Consider the following 13,233-nt stretch of genomic DNA (forward strand, 5'->3'; position numbering starts at 1 on the left):
GGTATTAACCAGCCGGCGAAATCTGTCCGGCCCTGCGCTCAACCTGTCAGACAGCCAGCCATTTTTTTGCGTTCGCTTTCATATTCGCTTCTAGTTCACTGTCACGCGTGGCAAATACGCGGCCGAGGGGGAAACTTCACGGGTGAAGAACCTCACGCTGAAATTGCCGCGTCCCCTGCTTTCTTGTAACCTTTGAGCGTTTATCACAACCCCATAAAAAATGAGACTACCGGACGCCTATGACAGCACATATTTCCAACGATCCTTTGCATGGCGTAACGCTCGAAATGCAGGTTAACACGCTGGTTGCGCGATATGGCTGGAATGAACTGGGCAACCGAATCAAAATCAACTGTTTTCGCAAGGACCCGAGTGTTAAATCGAGTCTGAAGTTCCTGCGCCGCACCCCATGGGCGCGGGCGGAAGTTGAAGCCCTCTACCTCGACTCTCTTCACGATGACGGTAATGGGGAACAGGACGAACCGGCGTTTAATCCCTGGACGGATAGCCGGACACCCAGGAGCTAACACGCAAATGATGCGACACGTAAAACGGACTGGCGCGCTGCTTGGCTGCGCGCTTTTACTGGTAAGTTGCACTTCCAAACCACCCAAATCACTCGTTACCCCGCTGCCGCAGGCGAAACCTCTACAGCAGACTAACGAACCCATGCGCGGGATCTGGCTGGCGACCGTCTCCCGTCTCGACTGGCCTCCCGTGTCATCGGTGAATGGCCGTAGCGCGGACCAGCGTATCGCCCAGCAACAGCGGGCGCTGACGGACAAGCTCGATAAGCTGAAAAATCTTGGGATCAACACCGTCTTCTTTCAGGTAAAACCGGACAGTACGGCGCTGTGGGCCTCTAAAATACTGCCGTGGTCAGATACCCTGACGGGGACTATCGGGGAAGATCCCGGTTACGATCCGCTCCAGTTTATGCTGGATGAAGCGCACAAGCGCGGGATGAAGGTTCATGCCTGGTTTAACCCGTACCGCGTTTCCACCAACACGAAGCCGTCGACCATCGCCGCGCTTAACCGCACCTCGTCGCTTCATCCTTCCAGCGTGTACGTCCAGCATCCGGAGTGGATCCGCACCTCGGGGGATCGTTTTGTTCTCGACCCGGGCATTCCCGACGTGCGGGACTGGATAACCCAGGTGGTGATGGAAGTGGTAAATCACTACCCTGTCGACGGCGTTCAGTTCGATGACTATTTTTACACCGAGACGCAGGGGTCCACCCTGAATGATGCCTGGACCTTCAGGCGCTATGGCGAAGGATTTGCGTCAAAAGCGGACTGGCGTCGACACAATACGCAGCAGTTGATTGTGCAGGTCTCAAGGGCGATCAAGCAGGCTAAACCTGAGGTCGAATTTGGCGTTAGCCCGGCGGGGGTCTGGCGCAATCGCTCCTTCGACCCGGCAGGCTCGGACACGCGCGGTGCCGCAGCCTATGATGAATCCTACGCTGACACGCGCAAATGGGTACAGCAGGGTTTACTGGATTACATTGCGCCGCAGATCTACTGGCCCTTCGCCCGCGACGCGGCACGTTACGATGTGCTGACAAAATGGTGGGCTGACGTGGTGAAACCGACCCATACCCGCCTGTATATCGGGATCGCGTTCTACAAAGTGGGCGCACCTTCCAGAAACGAACCGGACTGGACGGTGAACGGCGGCGTACCGGAGCTGAAAAAACAGCTCGACCTCAACGATTCACTGCCAGACGTTAAGGGCACCATCCTGTTCCGTGAAGACTATCTTAACCAGCCGCAGACGCAGGAGGCGGTAAATTACCTCCGGGGACGCTGGGGTAGTTGACTTAAAAAAGGCAGAAACGTCCTGTTTCTGCCTTTCTTTTACGGCTTCGGCCCGAACATCGCCTCAAGCTGTTTTGCGTCTGGCATACCCACGACCTGTTGCAGTTCGTTTTGCTCATTCAGGTAATAAATAGCCGGTGTGGCATTCGCGCCGAGACTGTCCATTAGCGTCTGGTGATTTTGCAGGATCTCAACGGTTTCCCGGGAAGCCGCAGCTTCAGGTTTCGGCAGCTTTTTACCGCCGGACAGCTCGTACGCTTTCCAGGCCGACACCGGATCTTTCGCATTCAGGATCGCGGAGGCGTTACGCCCGCTGTTCGGGTTAAGAAACGCAACCAGCAGCGTGTTGAGCTGAACCTTGCCGGCCTTCACCCACGGCTGTGCTTCAGCCCAGAACTGCTTGCAGTACGGGCAGAACGGGTCGGCAAAGACGAAGACTTTGCGCGGGGCACTCTCCGCGCCCTCTTTCAGGAGATGCGCCGCATTGAGCTTTTTCCACATCTCGCGGCCCATCGGGGCGTAGATCTCTTTCTGGAAAAAGGCCTCGCTGAGGTTGGTTCCCTTATCATCATACAGATAGCCAGACACGACGTGCTTTCCGTCAGGGGTCAGAAAGAGCGTCACGCCCATGTCCTGATATTTCCCCAGCCACGCTGGCGCGCCGCCGGGGGCGGCAATTTTCTTGATGATTTTGATGTCCTGCTGTTCACTGAAGTGCTTCACCACATCCGGAAGCGACTCCTCTGCCCTGACCAGCCCTGAAACCATCAGAGCAGAGAGTAACAGCACCTTTTTCTTTGCTAACCGTTGAAGCATAACGACCCCTTTAAAATATTGTTTTTCAGAGTGGTCGAAGTTTATTGCCCTGTCAACGCTTCATAAATATCCTTGAGGCGACTACGCAAAAATCGCACGGCTTTGTGTTTGCGGGATAATAACGCCTGCACACTGTCGCCTGTTTCCTCTGCCAGCACCTTCATGCTGTAGCCCTCAAATTCCGTTTTTTCAAACACCTCGCGCTGAGGTGGCGGCAGTTCCGACAGGGCTTGCCCCAACTCTTCCCATAGCAGCATGTTGAGATACTCCTCCTCCGGCGTTTGCGGTACGCCGAATAACGTTTCTGCAATCTCCTGCTCCGGAAAGTCCTCGTCATCTGCTGTCAAGTACCCCGGCAGTGAAACCTCGTGCTTTTTTCGCGCCCGGTCGATCATCTCATTTCGTGCGGCGCGAAACAGCCAGGCGGCGACGTTCTCGACCGGTTGTTCCACTTTCATCAACTGCCAGGTCACTTCCTGAAGAATATCATCGACATCATCACGAACCGCAGTCCGTCCGCGAATGAAGGCTTTTAGCCGCGCGCGGCAGGCATTGAGTGCCGAGATCAGTAATGATTCCCCCGCCTCACCGGCTTTCATATCGCTCACTCGGCTTCCGGCGCTTTCGCACCGTTATCATCTCGCTTTTCATCCCGGCCATCGTGCCACCGGCAATGACCGTGGCGCCCAAATCCCGCCCGACGCTGCTGAATGAAGGCCTCACGTTGTTCGGGGCTCATATTCATCCATTGTTCGTGCATACGGCGGTGCGCACCGAACATGCCAGGACGGAAACCCAGCCCACCGAAAAGAATGCGGCTCAGCAGCAGGATCCCCAGCGCCTGCCAGAAGCCAATGGCTTTAACCCCCAGGATGGCCGGGAGCAACGCGTTCCACAGGGACATGACCAGCAGGCCAAGCACCACGAACAGGACTGTGCCAATCACGATGCCCTTACCCATACGATGGCGGCCCAAACCACGCCCGTGACCTTTTCCGTGCATATCAAAATTTCTCATGTGTACCTCGTTTATGTTGAATGATTATGGTCTCTGATGAGGTAGACGGATGAGAAACAGAAATATTGCCGGGGAAAGATAAAATTCATGTGATAGCGGCTGAATGCAGACATTAAAAAGGCTCCCTCAGGAGCCTCTCTGAACATCACGCCGTAGCAGGCAAACTAAAGCTCGAGATACTCTGGGACAGCTGCTGCGCCTGCTCCTCCAGCGAGGCCGCGGCGGCGGCGGATTGCTGCACCAGCGCCGCGTTCTGCTGGGTCACACCGTCCATCTCCGTTACGGCCTGCCCAACCTGACCAATCCCGCGGCTCTGCTCTTCTGAGGCAACCGAAATCTGTTCCATCAGCGTATGCACTTTATTCACAGAGCTGATAATAGAATCAATCACCTCTCCCGAACGATTCACCAGTTGTGCACCGTTTTTCACGCTGGAAACAGACTGGGCGATAAGGCTTTCGATATCCTTCGCCGCCACCGCGCTTTTTTGTGCCAGGGTGCGCACTTCACTTGCTACCACGGCAAATCCTCGCCCCTGCGCGCCAGCACGCGCCGCTTCAACGGCCGCGTTTAGCGCCAGAATATTAGTCTGGAAAGCAATGCTGTTGATGACGCTGGTGATGTCCTCAATACGCTTCGAATTGGACGCGATAGTATTCATCGTTTCGATGACTTCACGGGTTACCGCTTCACCGGTATGGGCATTTTTCACGGCATCCTGCACCAGCTTACCAGCCTGGAAAACGTTGTCGGTGTTATTCGCCACCGTCGCGCTCAGCTCTTCCATGCTGGCGGCCGTCTGGGTCAGGGCCGAAGCCTGTTGCTCGGTACGGGAGGCCAGGTCGATATTGCCGGAGGCAATTTCCTGCGCCGCATGCGTCACAGTGTGGCTGGCATCGCGCACCTGAGAAATGGTGGAGAGCAGCGCCTGGCGCATCTGCTCCATCGAGGACATCAGGTGATCGATTTCATTCCCGGAATCACGCTTGATCGGTACCGGTACGTCCAGCTTCCCGGCCGCAATCTGGCGACAGTGCTCGCGCGCCAGGTTCACCGGCGCAAAGACCACGCGTTTCATCAGCAGGCTGACGGCGAAGATCACCACCACGAACAGCACCGCAATGCAGGCGATAATAACCAGACCCGACACGAAATTATGGCTCGCATCCTCGTTCAGCGTTTTGGCGTACTTCTGGTGAACGGAGAGAACCTGATCGAGCACAATTTCATATTGGCGATCGAGTTGAGACACCACGGGAATAAGAGCGTTGAACCGCGACACATCGTGAGCGGCGGCAGCGGCGATGAGAGGCGCCAGTCCCTGGTTACGGTAGTTTTGCCACGCCTCCTGGTAGGCAGTGACCAGCGGGGCTTCGTCCGGCAAACGCGGCGAGGCCATAAACGCCGAATATGCACTATCGGCTTTGGTCAGCGCCTCTTTAACCGAGGCCAGTTTCGCAGACGGGTCGGTAGCGTCCCCCGCTTCCACCATTTTCACATACTCCATAACCCTGACCCGCAGGGTTCGGCTGTGGTTAATGGGATCAATAATGGACAGAACCACCTGAATTTCTTTGTTCACATTATCCAGCGAAGTATTACTTTTAATGATGAGCCCAACGCTGGTGATAGTGCTGGCCACAAAGAAGAAAAGCAGGGAAAACAGGATAATCAGGGATGATTTTTTCAACGACATAACACACCTCAGGGATATAATTTCCCTTTGGTTATCGGCTGAATCCAATCTTTAATTAATTAAAGTTATTGATGTCACCCTCAGACGTTACCCTGTCACTCTACGGCCTTGTATCGCCGTTGCAGGGTGGCATCCAGCTTACGCTGGATCGGCTCCGGCGTTTCCCCTTCAATCAGTTTGCCAATCAGATCAAAGCAGTGCCAGGCGAGCTGGCGGTTATCCTGACGAACGGTATCGACAGGAATGGTCAGAGAATCATAGAGATAGTGATCGTCAAAGCTGGCCAGACGCATATCGCTTTGCAGCAGATTATGTTGCCCCATATAGCGCAACACCCCTTCCAGCAGACCGCAGGCGGCGGTAAAAAGGGCTTTTGGCGGGCGGCCCAGGCGTGCGCAAAGCTCGGCAAACATTTCGTAGCCGGAGCTCGGATGGTAATTACCATGAATGATCCACTCCGGACGTAACTCGACGCCAGCGTCACGCAGCCCCTGCTTAAACCCTTCAAGACGGTCACGCGTCGGGGAAAGCCGCGGCTGACCGCCGAGGAAGTAGAACTCATCCGGATGCTGGCGCGCGATGTCGGCCACCAGTGTGGCGGTTGGGGTAATCGAATCGGTGAGAACCAGCGGCAGAGAACTGTCGTTCATATGACGGTCAAAGAGCACAACGGGCAACTGTTCGCTCAGCTTTTGGTAGTCCGCGTCGTTGAGCATGCTGGAGGCGACAATCAGCCCGTCCACCTGGCGGGCCACCATGTTATTGACCACCACCGTCTCCTGGCCCGGATTTTCATCGCTACAGGAGATCAGCAGCTGAACACCCGCCTCGCGGCAGAGGGTCTCCAGCTCATGAGAAAAAACGGCAAACCCGTAGTTGGTGATTTCCGGCACCACCAGACCAATGGTGTGGCTGCGGTTGTCCCGCAGCGAACGGGCGTGAATGCTGGGCTGATAATGATGTTCTTTGGCAATCGCCAGCACACGCTCGCGTGTCTCCTCCGCCACCCGAAGCTCTTTGCTGCGGCCGTTCAGAACCAGGCTGGCGGTGGCTTTTGATACCCCCGCGAGCTCCGCGATATCTTTAATGGTGACGCGTTTTGTTTTTCTCACAACGACTTAGATCCGGCTGCCAAAACCTCTATTCTATCATGCAGCTGCGCAGCGACCAGTAGCGTAATGTGATATCGGACGCACCTTCGAAGCGTACCTGGGCCGGATGGTCAGGAAAATAGCGGCTGCTCATGACGCCTTCACCGTGATTGATGAAAATTTCGACGCTGGAACAGTCGCACAGCACGCGTAAATGATGAACATTGCCCTGCCAGTAGCGGGTCAGCGTGTCTGTGGTTTTCAGACTGGCGCGTTCCAGACGGATCCCCTCATCATCCACAATCAGCCGCAACGCGCCGGCAAAATCCACGTACACGCTCGATGCGCTCAGTTCGAACTCAAGACGCGCTCCCGCCAGCACCGGGGCATCGCTGGCGCGTCCCTGCCAGTGATGTTCATCCTCGCGCAGCGTTTCCAGCTCACGGACCGGGGTTTGCCAGAGCTTACCGTCGCGGTAGCGCAGCTCGCGAGGACAGGTCATCTGGTGGATCCAGCCGTGCGCCCGCGTAGGCTGGAGCATCTCTTCGCCGTCCGGCACGCCCATCCAGCCGATGAGGATGCGGCGGCCATCTTCTGCCACCGTGGTTTGCGGCGCGTAAAATTCGAAACCGGCGTCAAGCTCATGCAGCTCGCCGTGCGCAAATGCAGGCGTTTGATAATCAAATGCCCCGCTCATCCAGACGGCCGGATAGGTGTTGAGATAGCGATGCGCTTCGCGCGCCAGCCCCTGCGGGCAGCAGATCAAGACGTGTGTGCCATCAAGCGCAAACAGATCCGGGCACTCCCACATATAGCCCGCGTCCGTGAGTCCGTTGACGCCGTGACCGGCGATTTCGCCGCAGGACGCCCAGGTGTGTAAATCGGCTGACGTAAACAGCAGCACCTTGCCGCGCTGCTGTCGATCCTGCGCGCCGAGCACCATGTACCACAGCCCGTCATGCCACCATACTTTCGGATCGCGGACGTGCCCGGTGTACCCGTCCGGCAGGGGCAACACCGGTCCCAGTTTGGCAAACGTGCCATCGTCATTTTGCACCGCCAGACACTGCCAGGCGGTGCGGCCGCCATCGTCAAACTTAACGTTGCCGGTATAGCACAGGGTCAGCACGCCGTTGTTATCCACGGCGCTGCCGGAGTAACAGCCATTGCGGTCATACTCTTCGTCAGGCATCAGCGCCATTGGCTCGTGCTGCCAGTGCACCAGATCTGCTGAGCTCCAGTGCCCCCAGCACTTGTAGCGATGATCGCAGCCCAGCGGGTTCCACTGATAAAACAGATGGTAGCGCCCGGCAAACCAGATAAACCCGTTCGGATCGTTCATCAGCCCTGTCACCGGTGCGGGATGCCACTGCGGATAGTGGCTGTCCGCCAGCGCACGCGGCTGGCCTTGCATCACGGCCTGCAACACGGCAGGCCAGCGGGAAGTTAAGGTCATTATTCAGAGTCCGTTTTATATTTCAGCAGCAGAGAGACGGTGAACGCCACGCCAAAGGCAATCACCATGCCGATAATATAGTTGAGCAGCGAGCTGGCCTGGACAATCGCCATGCCGGGAAGCGCCGTCAGGCCAACAGCGGTCATGTAGACATGCACCGACACCACCCAGGCACCGCCCGCCGCACCACCGATCAGCGCCGCGATAAACGGCTTCACAAAACGCAGGTTGATGCCAAAAATTGCCGCTTCGGTGATGCCCAGCATCGCGGAAAACGCCGACGGTAAGGTAATGGCTTTGATTCTGGCATCGCGGGTTTTGAACCACACCGCCAGACACGCCCCGCCCTGCGCCACGTTCGCCATCGCCCAGATCGGCAGCAGGAAGTTAACGCCAATCGACGGATTACCCAGCAGCCCGGCTTCAATGGCGTGGAAGCTGTGGTGAATGCCGGTAATGACAATCACCGAATAGAGCCCACCAAACAGCAGCCCGGCCAGCCAGCCCGCGTGGGCAATCAGAGTGCTAAGAATGAAGGAGATCCCGTCGCCCAGCGCGCGTCCCGCCGGGCCAATAATCAACAGCGCGATAAAGCCGGAGATAATGACGGTCAGGAACGGCGTCAGGATCAGATCTAACGCATCCGGTATTGCCCGGCGCAGCTGTTTTTCCACAATGCTCATAAACCACACCGCCAGCAGCACCGGGAAGACGGTTCCCTGATAGCCAATCATGGCGATTTCAAGACCGAAGAAGTTCATGGTGTGGAAGCCGGACGCTACGCCCCAGGCGTTGGTCAGCGCCGGATGAGTCAGGATGCCGCCGAGCGTTGCCCCCAGATACGGGTTGCCGCCAAACTCCCGCGCGGCGGTGAAGCCAATCAGGATCGGCAGAATAATAAACCCCGCCGAGCTGCACATATCCAGCATGATATAGAGCGCGTTATCCGGATTAACCCAGCCGTAGGTTTTAACCATCCCCAGCAGGCCCATCAGCAGACCCGAGGCCACGATCGCCGGGATAATAGGCACGAAGATGTTGGAGAGCAGACGCGCGATACGCTGGAACGGGTTCAGCTTGCGGGCCGCAATATCCGCCGCTTCCGATTTACTGGACTCGCTAATCCCAGCCGCCTGAATAAACGCAGCGTAAACCTTATTCACCACCCCGGTGCCAAAGATCACCTGCATCTGCCCGGCGTTTCGAAAACAGCCTTTCACGCCATCAACCTTGCCGATAGCCTGCTGGTCGGCAAGCGTATCATCGACCAGCACCAGACGAAGGCGCGTGGCGCAATGTGCCGCGCTGGCAATGTTCTCTTTGCCACCGAGCAGCGGAATAAGCTCGCGCGCAATATGATTAAAATCCATAGATACCTCTTCCTGACCTCTTTTTATGGTGTTCGAAACGCCCCCGCGATGCGGGAGCGTGAAGGGTTAAAACCAGGTTTCCATCTGCACCCCAAAGTTCCATTCCCCGCCCGCGTTGAAGCCGCTGCTGCCAAAGGCGTCATCGCTGGCGTAGTTATCCAGCTTGCTGCTCCAGTCCATCCAGGTGGCGAACAGGCGCAGCTCCGGACGGCTGAAGAAATCGCCAATTTTGCCCGCCTTTAACGTCGGGGCGAAGGTCAGCTTGTAGAAGCTACCGTTAACCGCATTGCGATCCTTGTAGCCTTCCGGGCTTAAATCCATGTACTGATAGCTGCCTTCGAACGCGAGGGCGAAATTCTGGGTCACCTCTTTGATCAGACGCGTATTGAGCGTGACCCACTCATAGCTGTCGCCCTTCACGTAGCGGTCCTTACTGCTTTGCGCCAGCACGGCGGGCGCAATGTGCCAGCCATCGCCCAGCGGCGTGACACCGTAACTTGCAAAACGCCAGGTATCGGCTTCTGACAGCAGCGCGCCGTCTGAACCAATGCTTTTCACCTCGGCGCCCAGACCGTGGCCGTAAAGCAGCGCCGTTTTGGCGGAACCTTCCCACAGGCCGTAGAAACTCTCGTTATGCAGACCAACCAGCGCATGTACCCCGTTATTTGCCGCGTCGGTTTTAATCGGATCGCCGTTGCTGTCCTTACGGTCGTCATTATCTTTTGCCCGTAATCCGCTGACCATCATCTGCACCGGCCCGGCGAAGTGATTCATGCTGAGGATGTAGTTCTGAACGTTGTTGTCGATCTCCTCTTCGCTGCCGAAGTTACGGCCATAAAGGGAGAAGTTACTGCGCAGCGTATCGTTCCACTTCACGTCGTAGACGCCGCCGCCGGTCCCGGCGAGAAACACCACGTCGGAATCCAGCCAGTGAATGTCGAAGTTGTCGCGGTCAAAACGCTTACCCGCCCAGAAGGTACTGCCCTTCAGCGCACCGGTAAAGTCCGGCAAATTGCCCAGCTCGGCAAAGGCCTGACGAATGTTCAGGTCGCTGCTGTCTGCCGACCAGTCGTTATAGGTTTTCTGGCCGTCGGCCAGCATCGCCTTAAAGCGCGTCGTCGCACCATTCTCCAGCGTCTGTTTGTGCTCAGCATTCAGCTCAACGTAGGTATCCGCTTCGTTCCCCAGACGCCCGATGGCCCCGCCCGTTTCCCCGGCGGGCGTCAGATAAGGGCCGCTTTTGCTGCTGGAGGCCGCGTCGTTCATCAGCAGGCCGGAACGGGCGTAACCGTGAAATTCAAAACCGCCTGACCGGTCGGCTTTTTCTTCCAGCACCGTGGTACGTTGCGCCACCGCCTGTGTGGAGGTTTGCGCTTCCTGCTGCGCAGCCGCCAGCTGCTGTGTTTTCTGTTCCGCTGCCGTGGCGCGCTTTTCAGCAACCTGCGCGCGGGTTTCCGCCTCCTGCAAACGCTGCTCCAGCGCTGCCAGGCGCGCTTCGATACGTGTCATATCCGTCTGGGCAAAAACAGAGGTACTCCCGGCCAGCATGCCTATCATCACGGCAAGTCTGCGTTTTTTATACATTTTGTCGCATCCCTAATAACTATCGGTGAAAGTGCTAAATTGCTAAACCGGTTTAGGCTGATGATACTAAACCGTTGAATTTTGGATCGGCAACGTTTTTTGCTAAACCGTTTTAGTAAGTGTGATCGAGGCGACAATTCAGGCCGCCGACCGGTGGCCTGGAGAGGTGAATTACAGTTCGTGATGATAAGGCAGCGCGGTCATTGCCCCTTTTGCGGTTGTCGCCAGCGCCCCACAGCGCTGCGCCAGCGTGATGACCTCTGAAAGACGGGCCTGGCCATCACGAGCCAGACCGAACAGCAGCCCGGCGACGAAAGCATCCCCCGCGCCGGTGGTATCAATGCATTCCACGGGTGATGCAGGATAGTGCGTCAACGCGCCTTTCTGCCAGGCGGTTACGCCCTCTTTTCCCTGCGTCACCAGCACCAGCCTGGCCGGACAGGTGCGCATCAGCGCCGCCAGCCCCTCATGGACCTGCGCATTTCCGGTTAAGAACGCCAGCTCTTCCACCGAGATTTTCACCACATCTGCACAGGCTAATGCCCGCACAAGACACTGACGCAGCTCGACTTCATCGTGCCAGAGATCGGCGCGGATATTGGGGTCAAAGCTGACAAATCCCCCCGCCAGTCTGATAGCGGACATCGCCTGAAACGTCGCGGAACGGCTGGGTTCGGCGCTGAGCGCGATAGAGCAGACGTGCAGCCACTCCCCGGTGCGGAATGGCGGGAGATCGGCAGAGTCGAGGAATAAATCAGCGCTCGGGCGAACCATAAAGGTAAAGGAACGTTCACCGTCGTTATCGAGATCCACCACCACCGTGGAGGTGCGATGCTGCGGGTCCAGGCGCAGCCATTCTGTATTAACCTGCTCATCCGCAAGCGTTTTTTGCATAAAACGCCCGAAGGGGTCGTCGCCCACCCGGCCTATAAAGGCGCTTCTGCCGCCCAGACGCGCAACCCCTACCGCGACATTGGCCGGTGCGCCGCCAGGACATTGCAGCAGTTTGCCCTCTCCGTCGGGCAACAGATCCACCACGGCATCGCCAAGTACCCAGATCGTCTCCATATCACCTTCTTAGCTAAATCATGTTAAACCGGTTTAGCTATTTAAGCACAGGCAGGGTGTCGGGGAAATATGGCGACGGAAAATTTGCTTAACCCACCCGATGGGGCCAGTGGATATCACCTACGCCATTGAGCTGCGGGCGGGCGAACAAAAAGCCCTGGAAGCGGCGAATACCGACGGATTCAAGCCAGCACCACTCTTCTATCTTCTCAATGCCTTCTGCGACCAGCGTAATCTCCAGATCGGTGCAGCAGCTGATTATCGACTTCACAATCGCCTGCTTGGGCCCGCTCAGGTGGATATCGCTGACGATCTCTCTGTCGATTTTGAGCTTATCCGGTTGAAACCGGGTGAGCAGTGAAAGACCAGCATAGCCGGAACCAAAATCATCTATCGCCAGCCCAACCCCTTCCGCGCGCAGCTGTTTAATGGCGCTGTTAAACTGGTTAAAGCCGGAAATCATCTCGCTCTCAGTGACTTCAATGACCACCTGCTCAGGCTGTAGATTGTACTTTTTGATCTGCGTTACCAGGAACTCTACCGCGCCCGGCACGTTAACCAGCGACATTGGCAGCAGGTTCACCGCCAGTTTGTGGCTGCCGATGCCGAGCTTTTGCGCCAGCGCAAAGGTCCAGGCTTTGGTTTGCAGGTCGACTTCGTAAATCTGTTCACGATCGAGACTACGGAAGAAATGCTCCGGGCTGCCGCCGTCGTTTCCGCGTATAAGCGCTTCGAGAGAACTGATTTTGCCTTCGGACGGCTCGACAATGGGTTGCAGCGCAAACTGGCAGGGCTGTCCCGCCAGCAGACCTAACCCTTTACCAAACGGCGCGCGCTCTCGCGAAAGCGTCCATTTATCAGGCTCATAGTCCGAAGCGGGTGGGATAGCGGTTTTGCCGGTGATAAAGGTCTGAATAAATTTGAAGACCCGATCCTCAGAAGTCAGATAGCTTTCCAGCTTGCTGTAATGCAGAACCGACGCCAGAACCGCTTTCGGGGTCTGAACGTCCAGGTCAAACAGCAGCATTCCCACGTCTTCGAAACGTCTGCGCGGGCCGTAATCGCGCATCAGCTCCACCACGCCGGTATGCCGGTCATCCGCACGGATGGTGTTAAAAAGCGCGACGACGCGCTGTTCCGTGCCTTCGAGAATTTGCAGAACGTCACGTCCACGGGAGAGAAGAATGCCTGAGATGCCCTGCTCCGTATTACGGATCCTGGCCTGTTCAACCAGCGCGCTTAACGCTGCGGAGGTGCAGGTTAAGCTCAGCTGGCTTCGATAAATAAGAGTTGTCAGCACAGAAACGGGGT

Annotated in this window: 12 protein-coding genes; 2 read left to right on the top strand and 10 right to left on the bottom strand. The window is 56.9% G+C overall.

Annotated features, from left to right (window positions below):
* Positions 1 to 239 precede the first annotated feature (239 nt).
* The gene (locus RS584_RS10720; protein WP_315749746.1) at positions 240 to 527 is read left to right on the top strand and encodes a VF530 family protein; all 288 of its coding nucleotides are present in this window, start codon (positions 240 to 242) and stop codon (positions 525 to 527) included.
* Between the two features lie 7 nt (positions 528 to 534).
* A complete protein-coding gene (locus RS584_RS10725) occupies positions 535 to 1,824 on the top strand; it encodes a glycoside hydrolase family 10 protein (protein ID WP_315749748.1) in 1,290 nt (429 codons plus the stop codon).
* Positions 1,825 to 1,862: 38 nt separating this feature from the next.
* Here the strand turns inward: RS584_RS10725 and dsbG are convergent, their stop codons facing one another.
* The 10 genes from dsbG to RS584_RS10775 all read right to left on the bottom strand — a co-directional run bounded on the left by dsbG (position 1,863) and on the right by RS584_RS10775 (position 13,222).
* Positions 1,863 to 2,639 (bottom strand): thiol:disulfide interchange protein DsbG, encoded by a 777-nt coding sequence (gene dsbG, locus RS584_RS10730; protein ID WP_315749750.1) that lies wholly within the window; start codon positions 2,637 to 2,639, stop codon positions 1,863 to 1,865.
* A gap of 41 nt (positions 2,640 to 2,680) precedes the next feature.
* The gene (locus tag RS584_RS10735; protein ID WP_172821117.1) at positions 2,681 to 3,238 is read right to left on the bottom strand and encodes an RNA polymerase sigma factor; all 558 of its coding nucleotides are present in this window, start codon (positions 3,236 to 3,238) and stop codon (positions 2,681 to 2,683) included.
* Positions 3,239 to 3,243: 5 nt separating this feature from the next.
* Positions 3,244 to 3,657, bottom strand: a complete 414-nt coding sequence (locus RS584_RS10740; RefSeq protein WP_032609233.1) for a hypothetical protein — start codon at positions 3,655 to 3,657, stop codon at positions 3,244 to 3,246.
* A 145-nt stretch (positions 3,658 to 3,802) separates the two neighbouring features.
* On the bottom strand, positions 3,803 to 5,353 hold the full coding sequence (locus tag RS584_RS10745; RefSeq protein WP_315749752.1) for a methyl-accepting chemotaxis protein: 1,551 nt from the start codon (positions 5,351 to 5,353) through the stop codon (positions 3,803 to 3,805).
* A gap of 95 nt (positions 5,354 to 5,448) precedes the next feature.
* On the bottom strand, positions 5,449 to 6,465 hold the full coding sequence (locus RS584_RS10750; protein ID WP_017693400.1) for a LacI family DNA-binding transcriptional regulator: 1,017 nt from the start codon (positions 6,463 to 6,465) through the stop codon (positions 5,449 to 5,451).
* A gap of 28 nt (positions 6,466 to 6,493) precedes the next feature.
* Positions 6,494 to 7,900 (bottom strand): sucrose-6-phosphate hydrolase, encoded by a 1,407-nt coding sequence (locus RS584_RS10755; protein WP_315749755.1) that lies wholly within the window; start codon positions 7,898 to 7,900, stop codon positions 6,494 to 6,496.
* Positions 7,900 to 9,270 carry a sucrose-specific PTS transporter subunit IIBC gene (locus RS584_RS10760; protein ID WP_315749756.1) on the bottom strand — a complete coding sequence of 457 codons (1,371 nt, stop codon included), beginning with the start codon at positions 9,268 to 9,270 and terminating at the stop codon, positions 7,900 to 7,902. Before RS584_RS10760 ends, RS584_RS10755 begins: the two co-directional genes overlap by 1 nt.
* Before the next feature lie 66 nt (positions 9,271 to 9,336).
* On the bottom strand, positions 9,337 to 10,854 hold the full coding sequence (locus tag RS584_RS10765) for a carbohydrate porin (protein WP_315749758.1): 1,518 nt from the start codon (positions 10,852 to 10,854) through the stop codon (positions 9,337 to 9,339).
* A gap of 171 nt (positions 10,855 to 11,025) precedes the next feature.
* Entirely contained in the window at positions 11,026 to 11,922 is an 897-nt protein-coding gene (locus RS584_RS10770) for an aminoimidazole riboside kinase (protein ID WP_315749760.1), read from the bottom strand.
* Positions 11,923 to 12,010: 88 nt separating this feature from the next.
* Positions 12,011 to 13,222, bottom strand: a complete 1,212-nt coding sequence (locus RS584_RS10775; RefSeq protein WP_032671162.1) for a diguanylate phosphodiesterase — start codon at positions 13,220 to 13,222, stop codon at positions 12,011 to 12,013.
* Between the last annotated feature and the right edge of the window lie 11 nt (positions 13,223 to 13,233).

Origin of the sequence: Enterobacter sp. DTU_2021_1002640_1_SI_PRY_ASU_LCPMC_013, from assembly GCF_032389435.1 — a bacterium.
Classification (GTDB): Bacteria; Pseudomonadota; Gammaproteobacteria; order Enterobacterales; family Enterobacteriaceae; genus Enterobacter; species Enterobacter hormaechei_C.

Excerpts from the sequence above, each read along its gene's own strand:
- RS584_RS10720 (WP_315749746.1), top strand. The coding sequence starts at position 240 with ATGACAGCACATATTTCCAACGATCCTTTGCATGGCGTAACGCTCGAA.
- RS584_RS10725 (WP_315749748.1), top strand. The coding sequence starts at position 535 with ATGATGCGACACGTAAAACGGACTGGCGCGCTGCTTGGCTGCGCGCTT.
- dsbG (WP_315749750.1), bottom strand. The coding sequence starts at position 2,639 with ATGCTTCAACGGTTAGCAAAGAAAAAGGTGCTGTTACTCTCTGCTCTG.
- RS584_RS10735 (WP_172821117.1), bottom strand. The coding sequence starts at position 3,238 with ATGAAAGCCGGTGAGGCGGGGGAATCATTACTGATCTCGGCACTCAAT.
- RS584_RS10740 (WP_032609233.1), bottom strand. The coding sequence starts at position 3,657 with ATGAGAAATTTTGATATGCACGGAAAAGGTCACGGGCGTGGTTTGGGC.
- RS584_RS10745 (WP_315749752.1), bottom strand. The coding sequence starts at position 5,353 with ATGTCGTTGAAAAAATCATCCCTGATTATCCTGTTTTCCCTGCTTTTC.
- RS584_RS10755 (WP_315749755.1), bottom strand. The coding sequence starts at position 7,900 with ATGACCTTAACTTCCCGCTGGCCTGCCGTGTTGCAGGCCGTGATGCAA.
- RS584_RS10760 (WP_315749756.1), bottom strand. The coding sequence starts at position 9,270 with ATGGATTTTAATCATATTGCGCGCGAGCTTATTCCGCTGCTCGGTGGC.
- RS584_RS10765 (WP_315749758.1), bottom strand. The coding sequence starts at position 10,854 with ATGTATAAAAAACGCAGACTTGCCGTGATGATAGGCATGCTGGCCGGG.
- RS584_RS10770 (WP_315749760.1), bottom strand. The coding sequence starts at position 11,922 with ATGGAGACGATCTGGGTACTTGGCGATGCCGTGGTGGATCTGTTGCCC.